This is a genomic window from Corynebacterium sp. HMSC062E11, from assembly GCF_001811845.1.
Taxonomy (GTDB): Bacteria; Actinomycetota; Actinomycetes; order Mycobacteriales; family Mycobacteriaceae; genus Corynebacterium; species Corynebacterium hesseae.
In genome coordinates, this window is sequence record NZ_KV806839.1 from 1 (window position 1) to 18,582 (window position 18,582).

Below are 18,582 nucleotides of genomic sequence, written 5' to 3' on the forward strand. Positions count from 1 at the left end.
GAACAGGGGCCTAGCCCTCGTCGAATCAAACGGCGACACCACTCCAAACAGTCGGAAGGGAAAGAACCCAAGAACACACCCACCGTCGGAAAGAACGACGACCCCATAGCTCCAAGTGCCGAGCTCTACACTGACACCGTCGAAAAGAACGACGGGTAAAGCCCGTCGCTTGGGCAGAAATACCGAAGCCTTCCTACACGGCTCTTGCGTGTTAGGAAGGCTTGGGGAGGGGCAGGAAGAGTTATGCAGTCGTGTTGACCGGCTGTGTCTCGGGCTCGTCTGCGTCTTGGTCCTCGTTCATTATGTGTGAGACTCCGTTACCAGCAGCATCCCAGACGGCTTCGTCTTGAATGCCGGCGCGCTTGGCCACGATGGTGGCACACAGTGATTGGCCGGTGACGTTGACGGCGGTGCGTCCCATATCAATGATGGGTTCGATGGCCAGCAAGAGGCCCACGCCGGCGAGCGGAAGACCCAACGTGGAGAGCGTCAGCGTCAGCATGACGGTAGCGCCGGTCGTGCCGGCGGTTGCTGCGGAACCAATGACGGAAACGAAGATGATGAGCAGGTACTGGGTGAAGGAGAGATCAACGCCGTAGAACTGTGCAATGAAGATGGCGGCGATGGCCGGGTAGACGGAGGCGCAGCCGTCCATCTTGGTGGTAGCGCCCAGCGGGATGGCGAAGGAGGCGTATTCTCGGGGCACGCCCATGGCCTTTTCCGTAAAGCGCTGGGTAACTGGCATGACGCCCATGGAGGAGCGGGTGACGAAGCCAAGGGAGAAGACGGGCCAGACTCGCTTGTAGAAGCCAACTACCGGGATCCGGTTGAATGCGAGCACGGCGGGGTAGACCACGAAAATTACGAGTGCAAGGCCCACATACATAGCGAGGACGAACTTGCCCAAGGAGCTAAGCGCATCCCAACCATAGGTGGCCACGGCTTTGCCGATAAGAGCGGCGGTGCCAATCGGGGCAAGGCGGATGATCCACCAGAGGACCACCTGGATGACCTTGAGGAAGGATTCGGTGAAGCGCAGGAAGGGATCGGCGGCTTTGCCAGCCTTGACGGCGGCGATTCCCAGCACGAGGGAAATGACAAGGAGCTGAAGGGCACCGAAGCTGAGGGAGATTTCACCGTCGCTCAGCGAAGCGGTGAGCCCGAAGAAGTTGGCGGGGACAAGTTGCTGGAGGAAAGCGGTCCAGGAGCCGATGTGGGATGGGTCGGCGGCGGTGGAAGCATCGACAGTTGTGCCTACTCCCGGCTTCATTACTAGGGCGACCAGAATGCCGGCAAGCACGGAGAAGAACGCCGTAATGGCAAACCAGACCAGAGTGGAGATCGCCAGCGAGGCTGCATTAGCCACCTTGCGCAGGTTGGCAACCGAGGTAACGACGGCCGCGAAGATGAGCGGCGGGACCATCACCTTGAGCAATTGGACGTAGGCGCCGCCGACGCCGGACAGGGTATCGGAGAGCCACTCGGACTCCATGCCGGAAGCGATAAAACCGAGAATGAGGCCGATGATGAGACCGGCGATAACTTGGGCGCCAAAGCCGGTGGCCCAAGAGGGCAGCGTGCGCGAGGATGCACGAGAGGAAGTGTCTGACACGAGATTTTCCTTCTAGACAGTGTTGTATAGAAATGGACCATTTAGTTCGGTACTCTCGTACCGATCGGTTCACTTGAACTTATAACACCGTACGCTGCCCAGAAATTCCCCCGCAAATTATGGGATACGCTTGGTCCATTCATCGTTGAGGAATTTGGTGTCGACGAGGTGGCGGGCGGCGGCGAGGGAGTCGTCGGAAAGCTCGGCGTCGATGGCGCCATAGCGGGTGGCGAACTCGCGCGCCATGGTCTCGATGATCTTCTCGCGGGGCACGCCAGTCTGGCGGCGGAGCGGGTCGACGCGCTTCTTTGCGCTGGCAAGACCCTTGGACGAGACCTTGACCTTGCCGATGCGCAAGACCTCCATCATCTTGTCCGCATCGATGTCATAGCTCATCGTGGTGTGATGCAGTACCGCGCCCTTACGGCGCTTCTGGGCGGCGCCGCCAATCTTGCCGCCGTCCGAGGTGATGTCATTAATCGGCACGTACCATGCATTGACGCCAAGCTTGTTCAGCGCCGCGAGCACCCACTGGTCCAGGTATTCGTAGCTGGCCTCGTAGGAATAGCCGGCCACGAGCGACTCCGGGGCGTACAGGGAATAGGTCACGCAATTGCCACCCTCCATGAACATCGCGCCACCGCCGGAGATTCGGCGCACCGGAACAATGCCGTGCTTGTCGACGCCCTCCTGATCCAGCTCATTGGCATAGGACTGGTAGGAACCGAATACGACGGCACGATCTTCCCATTCCCAAAATCGGAGCGTGGGCCCGCGCTTTCCTTCAGCAACTTCGTTGAGGAGAACCTCGTCAAGTGCGACATTTACGGGCGTGGGGAGAACACCTGGGCGCAGGATCTCCCAGTGGTGGTCGGTGAAATCGGTGCCACCAGACAGCGCGCGCTTAACGGTGACGGCAAGGTGGTGGGTGTCAAAGCCATGGAGAGCTACGGGTGAATCGATTCGTGCAAGGGCTGCATCGAGGCGGGACTGGATCTCTTCTGTCGAGGTGGCGGTGGTGGTGCCGACCAAGGCGGGGGCTAGTGCCTCATAGGCCTCCTCAGGCTCGAGGAAGAAGTCACCGGAAACCTTCGCGGCAGTGACGGTGTTGTTGGTGTCTAAATCGAGGTCAACGACGAGCAACTTGCCGCCGGGGACCTTGAGTTCAAAGTGTTTATTCGTGCTCATGATGTTCAGGGTACCTAGGGGGGATAAAAGCGCACGTGAGGATATAGACCTTTAATGGAGTTCTGGCGGTGTTGGGGCTATTGGTGTTTTATTAGAATTTCCTGTGGAGGGGGTAAAGGCTTGCGTGGAAAGTGGACACTATTGCGAGAGGTTGGGGACAAAGGTTTTCTGATTGCTCTGTAGGGTGGCGATGCTTTGTTGCGTCGCTTCGGATTAGGGGGGCGAGAAAACAGGTCATTATGATGCATGGATGATTGCGTTATTTAATCGTTATAAGTCGTATGACCTGCGATAAGGGTGTGGAAACTGGTCAATTCGGGGCGCAACGGTGGCGCGTTGTTGATTTGTCCGTATTGTGGAGCGCGGAGCAAGCGAAAAAGCAAATCGCCACCCCTTTAATCTTAAGCTTTGGGGGTGGTGATTGGTTGGACGTATTTGCTGGCGACAGGTAGACCAATTATAGAAAGGTTTAAAGAACAATGGACAAGAACATCAAGTATCTCTTCGATGCAACCGCATACGACAAGGCCGGCGAGAAGCTTGGCTCCGTCAAGGAGGTCTTCGTCGATGAGCAGACTGGCCAGCCGACCTTCGTTGAGGTCAACCACGGTCTCTTCGGTATGAACTCCAGCCTGGTTCCGCTCCGTGGCCACGACTTCAACGGTGATGACCTCAAGCTGGCCTTCTCCAAGGACCGTATTGAGGATGCTCCGGACTTTGACTCCGATAAGCCGCTGACCCCGGAGGCTCAGTCCGACATCTTTAAGCACTACAACTTGGAGAACGCGCAGGACGTCACCACCTACCGTGACGAGCGTGCTGGTGCCACCGGCGCCGGTGTTGCGGGTGCAGGCGTAGGTGCGCACGCTAAGGACGAGACAGTCACCACTGACCGTGTTGAGACCGACCGCGCCGCTGCTACCGACACGACTGCAGGTGCTACCGCTGACCACAACGTCACCAACAACGATGGCGAGCTCATCCGCTCCGAGGAGCGTCTCGATGTGAATAAGGAGCGCGTTGCTACCGGCGAGGCGCGCCTGCGCAAGTACGTCGTGACTGACACCGAGACCGTTGAGGTTCCGGTCGAGCGCGAAGAGGTTCGCGTCGAGCGCACCCCGATCTCCGAGGCCGACGCAGCTAACTTCACCGGCACCATCGGCGACAACGCCAGCGAAGAGGCTTCTGTCACCCTGCATGAGGAGCGCGTCAGCGTAGAGAAGAAGACCGTGCCAGTTGAGAAGGTCAACCTGTCCAAGGAGGCCGTCCAGGACACCGAGACCCACACCGAAGAGCTGCGCAAGGAACAGATTGATACCGATGGTATCAATGACGTCCGCAAGTAAATCGGGATAAAGATAAGGGCTTGAAGCCTCAGGGCTTCAGGCCCTTTTTGTCGTTGTAGAGGGTGTCTAGCAAATAGACGTAGAAGGAAGTAGATTTGAGGGCATGTCTCGATTTAGTCCACTGAACTGGCCCGTCGTGCGCCAGATCCGGAACAAGGATGCCTTCGGTCGCGATGTGTCTACGCAGTCGGCTAAGAGCGAAGATCTGCGCGGACGCACCGTAGACGCGGACCGCGTGGTGCAATCGGTGTGCCCCTATTGCGCGGTGGGCTGTTCCCAGCGCGTCTATGTCAAGGATGACAAGGTCATCCAAATCGAGGGCGATCCGGACTCCCCAATTTCCCGCGGACGTCTGTGTCCTAAGGGCTCGGCCTCTGAGCAGCTCATTAACTCCTCGACTCGCGTCACCACGATCAAGTACCGAGCACCCTATGCCACCGAATGGCAGGAGCTCGATGAAGAGACCGCGATGAACATGATCGCGGACCGCTTCGTGGAATCGCGCGCAAGGCACTGGGAGGACGTCGATAAGCAGGGGCGTCCCCTTAACCGCACGATGGGTATCGCTGGGCTGGGCGGTGCGACGCTGGATAATGAGGAGAACTACCTCATTAAGAAGCTGTTTACTGCCACCGGCGCCATTCAGGTGGAAAACCAGGCGCGCATATGACACTCCGCCACCGTTCCTAGTCTAGGAACTTCGTTTGGCCGCGGCGGCGCAACCCAACCGCTGCAGGATATGGCGAATGCGGACTGCATCGTCATCGAGGGTTCTAACATGGCGGAATGCCACCCAGTGGGTTTCCAATGGGTCGTTGAAGCCAAGAAGCGCGGCGCGCGGATTATTCACGTTGATCCGCGTTATACGCGTACGTCTGCCTTTGCGAACCGCCACATCGGCATTCGCGGTGGCACGGACGTGGTACTGCTCGGCGCGATTATCAAGTACGTGTTGGATAATGACCTGTATTTCCACGATTATGTGGTGAATTACACGAACGCGGCGTCGATTATTTCGCCGGATTTCCAGGACACCGAGGATTTGGAGGGCTTGTTCTCCGGATACGACGCAGAGAAGGGCAAATATGTCACGGACTCGTGGCAATATGTCCAAAAGCCCGAGGGCTCCTCGTGGAACGTGGAGAAGGACATGACGCTGGAGGACCCGAACACGGTCTTCCAGATTCTCAAGCGCCACTACTCGCGCTACACCCCGGAGATGGTGGAGGAGACCTGCGGTATTTCGCCGGAGGACTTCTACTACTTGGCGGATTCCATTGCGCAGAATTCCAACCCGGAGCGCACGACGTGCTTCGCCTACGCGCTGGGCTTTACCCAGCACACTTTGGGTGCACAGTTCATCCGCACCGCGGCAATCCTGCAGCTGCTCATGGGTAACGTGGGCCGCCCCGGTTCCGGCATCATGGCGCTACGCGGGCATGCTTCGATTCAGGGTTCGACGGATATCCCGACCCTGTTCAACTCGCTTCCGGGCTACCTGCCCATGCCGCATGTGGACCAGGAAACCTGGGCGGATTACCTGGATTCTTTCCGCGCGGCGGACCAGAAGGGCTTCTGGCAATTGGGCGAGAACTACGCGGTCTCGCTCATGAAGTCCTACTGGGGCGATGCTGCTACCAAGGAGAACGACTGGGGCTTTAACCTCATGCCGCGCCTCTCTGGAGCACACTCGACCTATGAGACCTTGCTGGCCATGCTGCGCCATGAGGTAGAGGGCTACTTTGTCTTCGGTCAGAATCCGGCGGTGGCGCAGTCCAACGGTGGTATGCAGCGCCGCGGTCTCGCTTCCCTGAAGTGGCTGGTGGTACGCGACTTCCAAGAGATTGAGACCGCAAGCTTCTGGAAGGATTCGCCGGAGATTAAGAACGGCGAGCTGAAGACTGAGGACATTGCTACTGAGGTCTTCCTCATGCCGGCAGCTACCCACGTGGAGAAGTCCGGAACTTTTACCCAGACTCAGCGCATGGTCCAGTGGCGTTTCCAAGCGGTTCCGCCGCCTGGGCAAGCGCGCAGTGAGGCGTGGTTCTTCTACCAGCTGGGCAAGAAGATTAGGGAGCGCCTCGCGGATTCGACTGATCCGCGCGACCTGCCAATCAAGTCCGTAACTTGGGACTACACCGAAGATGAGCACGGCGATCCGAGCTCGGATGAGATTTTGCGGGAGATCAACGGTTACTATCTCGACGGCCCGAAGAAGGGGCAGCTCTTGCCTGCCTTTACAGAAATGCGTACCGATGGCTCCACCTCCGGCGGTTGCTGGATTTACACCGGTGTGTACAAGGACGGCATCAACCATGCCGCGAAGAAGGTTCCGGGTTCGGAGCAAAACGAGGTTGCTCTCGACTGGGGTTGGGTCTGGCCGGCCAATCGCCGCATCTTGTACAACCGTGCTTCCGCAAAGCCGGATGGAACTCCGTGGTCGGAGCGCAAGAAGTACATCTGGTGGGATGAAGAGCAAGGAAAGTGGGTTGGCGATGACGTGCCCGACTTCCCGTTGACGAAGCGCCCGGACTACGTGGCACCTGTCGACGCCATTGGCCCTGATGCCCTCGATGGCGACGATCCGTTTATCATGCAGGCCGACGGCCTAGGCTGGCTGTTCGCGCCGAAGGGATTGTCTGACGGCCCGCTGCCGACTCACTACGAGCCGCAAGAATCACCGGTACACAATGCGCTGTACAAGCAGCAGCAGTCGCCGACGCGTCTGACAATTAAGCGCGAAGACAACCTCTCCCGCCCGGAGCCGGGGGAGCGCGGTGCTGATGTTTTCCCGTTCGTCTTCTCCACCTATCGCCTGACGGAGATGTATACCTCGGGTGCGATGTCACGCCGCCTGCCTTATTTGGCGGAGCTGCAGCCGGGACTCTTCTGCGAGGTGGACAAGGAGCTGGCCGCCAAGCGTGGATTGGTCAACGGTGAGTGGGCCACCATCGTGTCCCCACGCGGTGTCATCGAGGCACAGGTTCTGGTAACGGACCGCATGGAGATGCTTACTATCAATGGTGAGGACTTCCACCAGATCGGTCTGCCGTATCACTACGGAGAATCGGAGACCACCGAGGTAGCCGGCGATGGCGCCAACGACCTGTTGGGCCTGACCCTGGAACCAAACGTATTCATCCAGAATTCCAAGGTGGGCGCGTGCGATATCCAGCCGGGCCGCCGCCCGCGTGGCGAGGCACGTCTTCAGCTCTTGCACGAGTACCAAGAACGAGCACACCTCACCGTGGACTCCGGCAACCGGATCCTGGATGTTGACGATGCCTTCAGCACTGAGAAAGCAGCTACCGAGGACAACACGGGTGATGATGCGACTGCTGGAAACGTCGCCGACTATGAAGGCAAAGAAAGCTAAGGAGGACCAATGGCTAATCTTTTGACCGAAAAGGCTGATAAGCACGGCTATGAGTCCTATCAGCGCATGGCTTTCTTTACGGATACCTCGATTTGCATTGGCTGCAAGGCCTGCGAGGTGGCGTGTAAAGAGTGGAACCGAAACCCGGTTGAGGGGTACGCGGTCACCGGTGACTCTTATGACAACACTGGTTCGCTGGGCGCCAATACTTGGCGCCACGTGGCCTTCATTGAGCAAAGCAACGAGCGTATTCAACAGGCTCGCGAGGAGGGACGGAAACTTGTTTCGCTAGGCATGCCCAAAGCTTCCGCCCCAAGCATGACCCCGGATACCGATGATTTCCGGTGGTTGATGTCCTCCGACGTGTGCAAGCATTGCACCAACGCTGGATGCTTGGACGTGTGCCCGACAGGCGCGCTGTTCCGTTCCGAATTCGGCACCGTCGTGGTCCAAGATGATGTGTGCAATGGTTGCGGGACATGCGTGGCCGGTTGTCCGTTCGGCGTGATTGAGCGCCGCGATGACGGCGGCGTGACGCTGAAGGCGGATAAAACGGCCACCGTGGACTACCAGGTTCCGGACCACGCGGGCGTAAACGTGTTGGCAAAGCTGAAGCAACTCAAGCCGCAGGGCCCCGACCATACACCGGGACAGGCCATGCCCATTAAGAATCTGGGCGTGGCCCAGAAATGCACCATGTGCTATGACCGCCTGAAAATTGGTGAGCAGCCTGCCTGCGCCAAGACCTGCCCGACGGACTCCATCCAATTCGGCCCCTACGAGGAGATGCTTGCCGCAGCGCGGGAGCGCGTGCGCGTCCTCCACGAGCAAGGGCTGACGGAGGCTCGTCTCTACGGAGCAAACTCGCAAGATGGTGTTGGGGGAACGGGATCAATCTTCTTGTTGCTCGACTCTCCTGAGGTTTATGGGCTGCCGCCGGATCCGCGCGTGCCCACGGCGGATTTGCCGCAGATGTACAAGACCGCAGCGAAAGCTATCGGAGGAATGGCGCTGGCTGTGGCCGGGGCATTCATGTTGGGAGGCCGCAAGTGAGCGAGTTTGATGAGTACCGCCCGCCGCAGGAGCCTAGGCGCAGGCGTGGCGGCGGCAAGAAGCGCCGGCGTGGACGAGTCGGAGCCGGCGCACAGGATGGTTCCAAAGAAGAGCGCATGGCCGAGGACTTCGAGTTCTCCTCGTATTACGGCAAGCCAGTAGTCAAGGCCCCGCCGTGGGAGTGGCCCATCGGCGGCTATTTCTTCCTCGGCGGCGTGGCCGGCGGTTCTGCGATGTTGGCCGCCGGTGCCCAGGCCACTGGGAACGCACCGCTGAAACGCTCGACGCGGTTGACGGCTTTCTCCGCGGCGTCGGTAGGTTCGGTCTTTTTGGTGCTGGACCTCGGCCGCCCAGAGCGCCTGCTCAACATGTTCCGCGTCTTCAAGGTGACCTCGCCGATGTCCATCGGCTCGTGGATCCTGGGCAGCTTCGCTTCCGCCGCGGCCCTGCCCGCGGTCGTGGAAGCGGACGAGCTGGTCGGTGGTGTGCTGCCGGAGCCGCTTCGCCGCCTCCTCAATAAGGCCGCGGGCCCAGCAGGCGCTGTCGCCGGCGTGCTTGGCGGACCGCTGGCGGGTTACACCGCGGTGCTGTTGGCCAACACATCAAACCCGACGTGGAATGACGCGAAGAAGCACCTGCCCTATGTGTTCGTGTCCTCGGCCTCGGCAGCGGCGTCGGGTGCTGTCATGGTCTTTACCCCGGTGGAGAATGCGGGCGCGGCACGAGCGCTCGGTATTACTGCCGCAGCGGCCGATCTGGCCGCGACCCGTGTCATGGAAGCGAACATGGAGCCTGAGCCTCTTCGCCCGCTGCACGAAGGCACGCCCGGGAAACTCATGAAGGCCTCTGAGGCGCTCATCGCCGCGGGTGGGGTGGGAACCGTAATCGCGTCGGCGACAAAGTCGCGCGCGGTGTCGGTGGTATCCGGCGTGGCGCTCATGGCGGGATCCGCGTGCACGCGCTTTGGCGTGCTCAACGCTGGGCTGGAGGCGGTGAAGGATCCGTCGACAAGCATTGGCCCCCAAAAGCGGCGCGCTGAAGCCCGCCGCAGGGCAGAGGGCCTCAGCCATTCGACGGTGACTAGCGGATAGAAATCCGTGCATCGCCCGGCACAGTCCGGCCAATGACTGGGTAGCCGGGAACCTCGCCGATGACGAGGAGTCCACCGGATGTTTGGGCATCGGCGAGGAAAATCAAGTCTTCCTCGCTCAAATCTGTGTCGAGGTGGGGGCGCACCCAATCCAGATTGCGGCGCGAGCCACCCGGGATGAAGCCATCCGCCAAGGCATCCTTGGCACCTTCAATCGCAGGAACAGCTGAGAAGTCCAGCTCTGCGCCTATACCGGAGGCGCGGCACATCTTGTAGAGATGGCCCAGAAGACCAAAGCCGGTGACATCGGTTGCCGCGCGCACCCCGGCCGCCACGGCTGCCGCAGAGGCATCCCGATTAAGCGCGGTCATGGAGTCCACCGCGGCCTGGGAGACCTCACCGGTGGTTTTGTGCTTGTTATTGAGGATGCCCACGCCAATCGGCTTGGTCAGCGTGATGGGAAGTCCAGCTTCGGCGGCGTCGTTGCGCAGGATTTTATCCGGGTGGACGATACCCGTGGCTGCCAAACCATAGGTGGGTTCCGGTGCGGTGATGGAGTGGCCGCCGGTAATGGAGATGCCGGCCTGAGATGCCACGTCCATGCCGCCGCGCAGGACCTCGCGCAAAATGTCGAGACCAAGCACCTCGCGCGGCCAGCCAACCAGGTTGATGGCGGTAATGGGGGTGCCGCCCATGGCGTAGACGTCGGAAAGCGCATTGGCAGCAGCCACGCGGCCCCAGTCGTAGGGATCATTGAGCATCGGCGTGAAGAAATCCGCGGTAGAGATGACCGCCAGGCCGTTGGGGATGCGCACGGCGGAGGCATCGTCGCCGTCGTCAAGCCCGACCAGCACGTTGGGGTCTGCGGTGCCCACGAGGCCTTCCACAGCAGACTCGAGCTCTCCCGGGGGAATCTTGCAGGCGCAACCGCCACCGGCGGCAAAGGACGTAAGTTTAATGTCAGTCATAAGTCCTACTTTAGCCCCGTGTAAGGTGAGCAGACGGAGGCGTACGTGTCCTGGTGGGCGCCCCGGTCTTCAAAACCGGTGAGGCCGAGCATCTCGGTCTGGCAGGTTCGATTCCTGTCCGTCTCCGCCATGTGCGCAGCTAGGAGGAACTTTGATGACTGACCCCCGCCGCTTTATCCCGAAGATGGATGAGATCCTCCAGTACCCGGCGGTGCAGGATGCCCACCACCGCCTGGCACCGCACTCGGTGCGCGCGATCATCGACGCCGTGCTTGCCGACGCCCGCTCCGGCTCCCTCGCCCCCTCCCAGATTGAGGAGGAGCTGGCCGCCAGGCTCGATGCTGTGCAGCCATATTCCTTGCGCCACGTCATCAACGCCACGGGCGTCATCATTCACACGAACTTGGGCAGGGCTCCTTTACCGCCGGCTGCGGTAGATGCGCTAGTGTCCGCGGCATCGTATACGGACGTTGAGATGGATCTGGACAGCGGCCTGCGCTCACGCGATAGGGGCCGCGCGGCCGTTGATGCGGTATTGGCTGCATGCCCCGGCGCGGAGGATGCGCTGATAGTGAACAACGGTGCCGCCGCGCTGCTGTTGGCTACGGCGGCCTTGGCCCCTGGCAAGGACGTCATCATCTCCCGCGGTGAGCTCATCGAGATTGGCGCGGGATTCCGCTTGCCCGAGCTCATCGAGTCCACGGCCACCCGCTTGCGGGAGGTGGGCGCGACGAACCGCACCCACCTGGCGGACTATGAGCGGGCGATGGGGGAGGACACGGGAGCCATCTTGAAGGTGCATCCCTCCAACTTCCTGATCAGTGGGTTTACCTCGTCGGTATCGGTTGCTGAGCTTCGTGCGCTCACCGACTCGCCGCTCATCGTGGATATCGGATCAGGGCTACTTAGTCCGGACAACGCGCTGCCGGCTGAACCCTCCGCCAGCGAGGCTCTTCGCGATGGCGCCGACGTTGTTCTCTTTTCAGGGGATAAGCTGCTCGGCGGCCCGCAAGCCGGGGTGCTCGTCGGTACAAAGGAAGCGATTACTGCGTGCAAGAAACATCCGTTGGCGCGGGCGGTGCGCATCGATAAGCTACGGCTCAACGCGCTTGAGGCCTCCCTGTCCACGCCCTCCAACGCCGTGCAGGACGCGCTCCACATTGATCCGCAACGCCACCGCGAGCGCACGGAGAAGGTGGCAGCGGCAGTTGGCGGTGAGGTCGTCGAACACGCCGGACGCGTCGGCGGTGGCGGGGCACCCGAGGTGCCGCTACCGGGGTGGGCCGTGGCGTTACCAGAAGAGCTAGCGCGGCCGTTGCGGTTGGGGCAGCCTCCTGTGGTGGCGCGCGTGAATCAGGGACGCTGCCTGGTGGATGTGCGCTGCGTGCCGGAGGTACAGGATGCAGAACTCATCGCGGCATTGCGGGCGGTGATCTAGGTGCATGTAGTGGCCACTGCGGGGCACGTGGATCACGGCAAGTCGAGCCTGGTCAAGGCGCTGACGGGGATGGAACCGGACCGCTGGGAGGAAGAAAAGCGGCGGGGATTGACCATCGACTTAGGTTTTGTGTGGACGAGGCTGGACTCCGGCGCGGACGTCGCATTTGTCGATGTGCCGGGGCACGAGAAGTTCTTGGGCAACATGCTGGCCGGGGTGGGGCCGGCATCGGTGGTTCTCTTTGTGGTGGCGGCCGATGAAGGCTGGCAGGCGCAGTCCACCGACCACCGCGATGCTCTGCGCGCTCTGGGAATCGAGCACGGCGTGGTGGCGCTGACTCGTGCTGATAGGGCTGATACTGCCCGCCGGGCTGAGGTAACCGCGCAGGTTCGGGCAGAACTGGCTGGAACAGCGCTTGCCGACGCCCCCATTGTCTACGTCTCCGCAAAGACCGGCGAAGGCGTGGAGAAGCTGCGTGCCGAATTGGATAGCGTGCTTGCTGCTATGCCTGCGCCGGATCCGCAGGCGCGCGTGCGGTTGTGGGTGGATCGCGCCTTCAGCGTGAAGGGCGCTGGAACCGTGGTGACGGGAACGCTGGCGGGCGGGACGGTATCGGTCGGCGATGACCTTGAGCTCAGTGGACAACGCGTCACGGTGCGTGGGGTGCACAGTGAGAACAGGGCAGTGGACAACGCTGCACCCGTCACGCGCGTGGCGCTCAACCTGCGCGGGGTGGCCGCGGACCAGGTTCATCGCGGAGATGCTTTGCTTAGCCCTGGATGCTGGCGCGTGCTCGACACCGTGGATGTGCGGCGAACGTTCGGTACTGACATGAGCGAGCTTCCGCAGAACCTCGTGGTGCACATCGGCACCGCGGGAGTGGGCGCGCGGCTGCGGCCTTTAAGAGGCGAGTTCGCGCGGTTGACTCTGGAAAGCCCGCTACCGCTTACTTTGCTCGATAGGTTTGTGGTGCGTAGTCCGGGCGGGCGGCACGTCGTGGCCGGTTTTGAGGTGGTCGATGTACACCCAGCTGAATTGAATAGGCGCGGCGATGCCAAGAAGCGCGCTGTTGAGCTAGAAACTTTAGAAGCAACGAACCCGGCCCAGTGGCTCAAGCGCTGTGGCTACGCGGAGCTGCGTGGTCTTGTGCGCGATGGCTTTTCGGTGACAGAGAAGCCGGCGGGAGTCATTGAGTTCCGCGACTGGTGGATCGCCGCCAGTCAGACCACTGCGTGGAAAGGGGCTTTGATTCAGGCTGTGGAAGCCCATGCCGAGGCGAATCCGCTCTCCCCGGGGCTGGCGAAGGCAGCGGCCATGGATGCACTGGGACTGACCGAGCCGACCTTGTTAGGCCTAGCGGTAGCAGCTGCCAAGCTCGAGACAGTTGATGGCGTGCTGCGCATGCCCGGGCAGACCGTCGACCTTGGCCCCGCGGAGAGGGGAGTGGCGGAGCTCGAGCGGCGACTGCGCGAGGACCCCTTTGCCGCCCCGGAAGCGGAAGACCTCAAAGAGCTGGGACTGGGGTCCAAGGAGCTGGCCGCTGCTGAACGCGCCGGGCGCTTGCTCCGGCTGGCCAACGGTGTGGTGCTTTTGCCTTCAGCTCCGCGCGAGGCACTCACCGTGGTCTCACAGTTGGAACAGCCCTTCACCCTCTCGGAGGCGCGCAAGGCACTTGGAACGACGCGCCGGGTTGCCATCCCGGTGCTGGAGCACCTCGACGCCACGGGCGTGACGCGCCTAGTCGACGGAAAGCGATGCGTGCGCGCGGCAGGGGCAAAGAAACCAAAGTAAAGGCACCATTTGTGGGCGGTTTCCGGTGAAACCCCAGGTCAGTGTATTAGCGTAAGCGCATAAGGTGCTAGCTAAAAGGTGTCTTTGGGGGAGACGAAAGCGCGTGGACCGGTCGGCAGCGGTGAGGCAAGGGGATCGGCCGGGGCAGTGAACTCCCAATCGGCATTAGGGTTGAGCACTGGCGGGATGGCAGGCTTGTTCGGGTCGATCGGCAACGGCGGGACTGCGGGGGCGAAGAGCGCTTCGGGGTCTATTGGAAGGTCCACGGCGATGCGGCCCGCGCCAGCATAAGCACGGGCAGCAAGGGAGGCGCCGGATTGGGAGGCGGCCGCGAACGCGGCGGCCAGCGCTGTGGCATCGGAGAGCTCCGCGCACGGCCCGAGGACGAGGTTGTCGTGGGTGGCGAGGACGGTGTCGTCGAGAAGCACGAGCGTCACGAAGAGCTGTTCCGTGCCCATCGTGCGGAGCTGATATGCGGTGAGCTCTCCTTCCGTGACGCGAACAAGTGCGCCCTGTCCGCCGTTGAGCAGCGCGGTTCCCGCCGGTTGGTTGTTGGCGGGAACCATCCACGGGTCGAGCCCCAAAGCGATGGCGATCTCCACCTCGCCGTCGACAATGTCGACGGTGGCATGCGTCGCCGGGTTCATTGCCGCCATGCGCAGTCGATTCAGGGCGGGATACTCTGCGGACTCCTCGCCATCGAGTGAGCCCAAGAAGCCGAAATCTGAATGCACGCGCCAACCCCCGGTGGTGGGGTCGGGGAGCAAGGAAACGTCGACGAGCGCAGGCTCCTGCGCCAACCCAGGGATGCTCAACGCGGTGGAGAAGTTCACGTGCTCAAGAACTGCGACGTGCTCGACACCAAAATAAGAAGGAGCTAGCGGATACAGCGCCATGGTTGCGACAGTCACCTCGTGGGTCAGATGGGAATCGACGGACTTGTCTCAAGCTTACGCAGGAGCCGGAACTCGGATACGGTCGATAGAAGACTTAAACAACAACATATCGAATAAGGAGTGAAGACCCATCACGGCTGATTCTCGTAGTTCGGTGAATAATACCGATCAGAGCAAGAAGCGTACGCGCGAGGCTAAGCGGATTCTTAAAGACATTATCTATCCGCACAACATCCATCCCGCCTTGGTTCCGGGCGTGTCCATCGAAGACCAAAAGGTGAAGTATGGGGTGGACAAACCCATTTTGATCGTCGTGGGCGGACTCATTGTGGCATTCGTTGCCTGGGGTGTCATCGCGCCCGAGCAGGTCTTTACCGCCTCCTCGGCGGCTTTGGATTGGGTCATGCGCAACCTGGGATGGATCTTTACCACGCTGGCAACATTCCTTATGTTCTTGCTCCTCATCCTCGCCTTTTCCAAATACGGAAAGATTCCCTTGGGCGTGGATGGAGAGAAGCCGGAGTTCTCTACTGTGAGCTGGGCAGCGATGCTCTTTGGAGCCGGCATCGGCATCGGAATTATCTTCTTCGGCCCCTTCGAGCCGCTGAGCTACTACCTGTCACCCCGGCCCGGCGCTTATGAGGCCGCCAGCGATGACGCCGTCATGGGTGCGATGGCTCAAGCAGCGATGCACTGGGGAATCAATGCGTGGGCAATCTATGCCATCGTCGGGCTGTGCGTGGCCTACGTGTCCTACCGCCGCGGGCGAGTGCCGTTGATGAGCTCTATCCTCATGCCGCTTTTTGGCAACCGCGAGACGGACTCCATGCCCGCGCGCACCATCGACGGGCTAGCAATCATCGCCACACTTTTTGGCACCGCGGCAACGCTCGGTATTGGAGCTTTGCAGATCGGTCGCGGCGTGGAAATCGTCAGCGGCTGGTCAACCACGGGCAACACGGCGGCACTGGTCATCATCATGGTGCTGTCCATCGGCACGATCTTCTCCGCGGTCTCGGGTGTATCGAAAGGAATCCGCTGGCTGTCCAACATCAACCTTGTTCTAGCGCTGGGACTCGCGGTCTTCTTCTTTGTCGTGGGGCCCACCGCCTTCCTGGCCAACATGCTGCCCGCCGTCATCATTGAGTACCTCGATGAGATGCCGAGCATGCTCTCCGCCAACATGGGACAAGGCGAAGAAATGGTGTCATTCTTGTCCTCCTGGACCACGTTCTACTGGGCCTGGTGGGTGTCCTGGGCGCCCTTCGTTGGTGTGTTCGTGGCCAAGATCTCGCGCGGACGTACCATCCGCCAGTACATCTTGGGCGTCTTGCTCATTCCTTCCGCCATCATCGTCTGTGCTTTCACCATTCTGGGCGGAACGACAATCTGGCTGCAGCGTCGCGACGGAGATATTGCGCCCGATGGAACGATTGACTCCATGCCGCCTGCAGAAGATATCTTCTTCACCGTTCTAGATCACCTGCCGGGGTCGCAGATCATGGCGCCGCTCGTGCTCGTCATGCTCATCGTCTTCTTCATCACCACGGCGGATTCCGCGTCCATCGTGAACTCACAGCTCACGCAACGCGGCAACCCGAAGCCGAAGCCTGGGGTCACCATCTTCTGGGTCATGTGCATGGCGGGAATCGCCGTAGTGATTCTTCTCGCGGGCGGCCGTAATGCGCTGCAAGGCCTCCAGAACCTCATCACCGTGACTGCATTGCCTTTCGCGGTCATCATTGTGCTCATGTGCATCGCGTTGATTCGGGAGTTGCGTCACGACCCCGCCGCGATCCGCACGTTCTATGAAGAACAAGCAGTGTCCAATGCCATCATCCACGGCGTGCGGGACCACGGCGATAACTTTGCGTTGGCCATTGAGTCCACAACGGATGATTCCGCCTACGCCACTGGTGCAGACTTTGATTCCACCGCGGCGGAAGTCACCGAGTGGTACGCGCGCACGGATGAAGAAGGACACGCCGTGGGCTATGACTACGAAACCGGCGAATACACCGACGACGACCCGACAGTCAAGGACGGCGAGTCACTTGCGCTACCGCCAGAGGACAGCACAGACAGGCTATAGTTTCCCACTATGGATCTAGCCACCATCGCCTTTGCTTTCAGCCTCGTGCTGTTGTCTGGCTTGTCGACGTCCATCGGTGCCGCCCTGGCCGTCGGCAAGCGCGAGCCCGGGCCGAAGTTTATGGCCGCAGCCCTGGGGTTGTCTGCGGGCGTGATGCTCTACGTCTCCTTTATGGAGATCCTGCCGCAGTCCCTAGAGAAGCTGGAAAGCACCCTTGGGGCAGAGGCCACTGCCACGTGGACGATGATGGCGGCGTTCTTCGCCGGCATTGCGGTCATTGCCATTATCGACCGCCTCGTTCCCGAGGAGATTAACCCGCACGAGCCGGCCACGACAGAGGAAGAAGCACGCCGCAAGAGGCTGATGAAGACCGGCATGTTCACCGCCTTCGCGCTGGCCATTCACAACTTCCCCGAGGGATTTGCCACATTTCTCTCGGGCCTCGAAGCCCCCGAGATTGCGATCCCTGTCGCCGTGGCCATCGCCATCCACAACATTCCGGAAGGTATTGCGGTTGCGGTTCCCTTGCGCAGCGCCATGGGATCGCGCACGAAGGCATTTTGGTGGGCCACGATTTCTGGGCTCGCTGAGCCTGTCGGCGCCATTATCGGATTCGCTCTGCTTATGCCGTTCATTGGCCCGATGACGTTTGGCATAAGCTTTGCCGTCATCGCAGGAATCATGGTGTTCATCTCCCTGGATGAGCTTTTGCCCACGGCGGAGGAGACCGGCGAACACCATTGCGCCATCTACGGCCTCATCGCTGGTATGGCGGTCATGGCAGTGTCCCTCGCGATGTTTATTTAACGCGCTCCGCGGTGGCCTTGACCGCCATGATGATGGTGACGATAACGGAGCCGAGAATAAAGCCGCACAACATGGACAAGCCGGTGTCCGCCAACCAGGCGAGCGCGCCGTTGTTGATGCTCTCGGTCACGTGATGGATGAAGCCATAGGGCTGCTCAGCACCGAACTCGCTCAAGCCCTTGACCACGATGTGGCCGCCGACCCACAGCATGGCGGCGGTGCCAATGATGCCGATGATGTTGAGCACGATGGGCATGCCCTTGACCAGGGCGGTACCCACGGCCGAATCGCCATCGTGGCGCTTGAGCAGGGCGAGGCCGATATCGTCCATCTTCACCAGAAGTCCGACGGCGCCATAAACACCTAAGGTCAAGAGAATGCCGACGGCAACCAAGGCGCCGAGGCGCAGCCAGAAGGGCTGGTCGATGACCTCGTTGAGGGAGATCACCATGATTTCGGCGGAGAGGATGAGGTCCGTGGTGATCGCGGATTTGACCAGGGAATCTTCGGCGTCGGGGCCCTTTTCTTCTACGGTCTGCTCCTCCTCCTCGCCGCGGTGGAGGACAGCATGGAAAATCTTTTCCGCGCCTTCGAAGCACAGGTATGTGCCGCCGCACATGAGGATAGGGGTGAGCGCCCAAGGAGCGATCCAGGACAGGATCAGGGCAATAGGCAGGATGATGACGAGCTTGTTGATGAGCGAGCCCTTGGTAATTCGCCAAATCATCGGCAGCTCACGCTGCGGTTTGACGCCTTGGACGTATTGGGGCGTGACAGCGGCGTCATCGACGACGACTCCCGCTGCTTTCACCGAGGTCTTTCCGGCCAATGCTGCTACGTCGTCGACGCTGGAGGCAGCGGAGCGGGCGATCAGGGCGACGTCATCAAGCAGGGCAAAAAGGCCACCGGCCATGGCTCACATCCT

At 60.9% G+C, this 18,582-nt stretch carries 13 protein-coding genes and 1 tRNA gene; 9 read left to right on the forward strand and 5 right to left on the reverse strand.

Going from position 1 to position 18,582, the window contains the following annotated elements; translation table 11 throughout:
* Positions 1–241: 241 nt before the first annotated feature.
* Both HMPREF2822_RS11775 and HMPREF2822_RS11780 read right to left on the reverse strand, forming a co-directional pair.
* The gene (locus HMPREF2822_RS11775; RefSeq protein ID WP_070524862.1) at positions 242–1,612 is read right to left on the reverse strand and encodes a dicarboxylate/amino acid:cation symporter; all 1,371 of its coding nucleotides are present in this window, start codon (positions 1,610–1,612) and stop codon (positions 242–244) included.
* A 117-nt stretch (positions 1,613–1,729) separates the two neighbouring features.
* Positions 1,730–2,800, reverse strand: a complete 1,071-nt coding sequence (locus HMPREF2822_RS11780) for a lipoate--protein ligase family protein (RefSeq protein ID WP_070524864.1) — start codon at positions 2,798–2,800, stop codon at positions 1,730–1,732.
* A 479-nt stretch (positions 2,801–3,279) separates the two neighbouring features.
* Here HMPREF2822_RS11780 and HMPREF2822_RS11785 point away from each other — a divergent pair, with 479 nt between their 5' ends.
* The 4 genes from HMPREF2822_RS11785 (at position 3,280) to nrfD (ending at position 9,666) form a co-directional block, all read left to right on the forward strand.
* Entirely contained in the window at positions 3,280–4,146 is an 867-nt protein-coding gene (locus HMPREF2822_RS11785; protein WP_070524867.1) for a PRC and DUF2382 domain-containing protein, read from the forward strand.
* A 103-nt stretch (positions 4,147–4,249) separates the two neighbouring features.
* A complete protein-coding gene (fdnG, locus tag HMPREF2822_RS11795) occupies positions 4,250–7,522 on the forward strand; it encodes a formate dehydrogenase-N subunit alpha (protein ID WP_232748427.1) in 3,273 nt (1,090 codons plus the stop codon).
* Between the two features lie 9 nt (positions 7,523–7,531).
* A complete protein-coding gene (locus HMPREF2822_RS11800) occupies positions 7,532–8,575 on the forward strand; it encodes a 4Fe-4S dicluster domain-containing protein (protein ID WP_070524873.1) in 1,044 nt (347 codons plus the stop codon).
* On the forward strand, positions 8,572–9,666 hold the full coding sequence (nrfD, locus tag HMPREF2822_RS11805) for an NrfD/PsrC family molybdoenzyme membrane anchor subunit (protein ID WP_070524875.1): 1,095 nt from the start codon (positions 8,572–8,574) through the stop codon (positions 9,664–9,666). The genes HMPREF2822_RS11800 and nrfD overlap by 4 nt, the downstream gene beginning before the upstream one ends.
* Here the strand turns inward: nrfD and selD are convergent.
* Entirely contained in the window at positions 9,656–10,633 is a 978-nt protein-coding gene (gene selD, locus HMPREF2822_RS11810; protein ID WP_070524877.1) for a selenide, water dikinase SelD, read from the reverse strand. The genes nrfD and selD overlap by 11 nt on opposite strands.
* Before the next feature lie 35 nt (positions 10,634–10,668).
* Here selD and HMPREF2822_RS11815 point away from each other — a divergent pair.
* The 3 genes from HMPREF2822_RS11815 (at position 10,669) to selB (ending at position 13,862) form a co-directional block, all read left to right on the forward strand.
* Positions 10,669–10,763, forward strand: a tRNA-Sec gene (locus HMPREF2822_RS11815).
* A gap of 24 nt (positions 10,764–10,787) precedes the next feature.
* The gene (gene selA / locus HMPREF2822_RS11820) at positions 10,788–12,071 is read left to right on the forward strand and encodes an L-seryl-tRNA(Sec) selenium transferase (RefSeq protein WP_196060521.1); all 1,284 of its coding nucleotides are present in this window, start codon (positions 10,788–10,790) and stop codon (positions 12,069–12,071) included.
* The gene (gene selB, locus HMPREF2822_RS11825) at positions 12,072–13,862 is read left to right on the forward strand and encodes a selenocysteine-specific translation elongation factor (RefSeq protein ID WP_070524882.1); all 1,791 of its coding nucleotides are present in this window, start codon (positions 12,072–12,074) and stop codon (positions 13,860–13,862) included.
* Between the two features lie 71 nt (positions 13,863–13,933).
* Here the strand turns inward: selB and HMPREF2822_RS11830 are convergent, their stop codons facing one another.
* Positions 13,934–14,758 carry a hypothetical protein gene (locus tag HMPREF2822_RS11830; protein ID WP_070524884.1) on the reverse strand — a complete coding sequence of 275 codons (825 nt, stop codon included), beginning with the start codon at positions 14,756–14,758 and terminating at the stop codon, positions 13,934–13,936.
* Positions 14,759–14,912: 154 nt separating this feature from the next.
* Between HMPREF2822_RS11830 and HMPREF2822_RS11835 the strand changes: the two genes are divergently transcribed.
* Together HMPREF2822_RS11835 and zupT are read left to right on the forward strand one after the other, a co-directional pair.
* Positions 14,913–16,850 carry a BCCT family transporter gene (locus HMPREF2822_RS11835; protein ID WP_070524886.1) on the forward strand — a complete coding sequence of 646 codons (1,938 nt, stop codon included), beginning with the start codon at positions 14,913–14,915 and terminating at the stop codon, positions 16,848–16,850.
* 9 nt (positions 16,851–16,859) lie between these two features.
* Positions 16,860–17,657: a zinc transporter ZupT gene (zupT, locus tag HMPREF2822_RS11840; protein WP_070524888.1), complete on the forward strand. Its 798-nt coding sequence runs from the start codon at positions 16,860–16,862 to the stop codon at positions 17,655–17,657.
* On the opposite strand, the gene HMPREF2822_RS11845 is transcribed toward zupT, so the two are convergent.
* The gene (locus HMPREF2822_RS11845) at positions 17,650–18,570 is read right to left on the reverse strand and encodes a DUF808 domain-containing protein (RefSeq protein ID WP_070524890.1); all 921 of its coding nucleotides are present in this window, start codon (positions 18,568–18,570) and stop codon (positions 17,650–17,652) included. The genes zupT and HMPREF2822_RS11845 overlap by 8 nt on opposite strands.
* Positions 18,571–18,582: the final 12 nt, after the last annotated feature.

Bases quoted from the DNA above. Each gene is read 5' to 3' on its own strand.
- HMPREF2822_RS11780 (WP_070524864.1), bottom strand. From the start codon at position 2,800: ATGAGCACGAATAAACACTTTGAACTCAAGGTCCCCGGCGGCAAGTTG.
- HMPREF2822_RS11785 (WP_070524867.1), top strand. From the start codon at position 3,280: ATGGACAAGAACATCAAGTATCTCTTCGATGCAACCGCATACGACAAG.
- HMPREF2822_RS11800 (WP_070524873.1), top strand. From the start codon at position 7,532: ATGGCTAATCTTTTGACCGAAAAGGCTGATAAGCACGGCTATGAGTCC.
- selD (WP_070524877.1), bottom strand. From the start codon at position 10,633: ATGACTGACATTAAACTTACGTCCTTTGCCGCCGGTGGCGGTTGCGCC.
- selA (WP_196060521.1), top strand. From the start codon at position 10,788: ATGACTGACCCCCGCCGCTTTATCCCGAAGATGGATGAGATCCTCCAG.
- HMPREF2822_RS11830 (WP_070524884.1), bottom strand. From the start codon at position 14,758: ATGGCGCTGTATCCGCTAGCTCCTTCTTATTTTGGTGTCGAGCACGTC.
- zupT (WP_070524888.1), top strand. From the start codon at position 16,860: ATGGATCTAGCCACCATCGCCTTTGCTTTCAGCCTCGTGCTGTTGTCT.
- HMPREF2822_RS11845 (WP_070524890.1), bottom strand. From the start codon at position 18,570: ATGGCCGGTGGCCTTTTTGCCCTGCTTGATGACGTCGCCCTGATCGCC.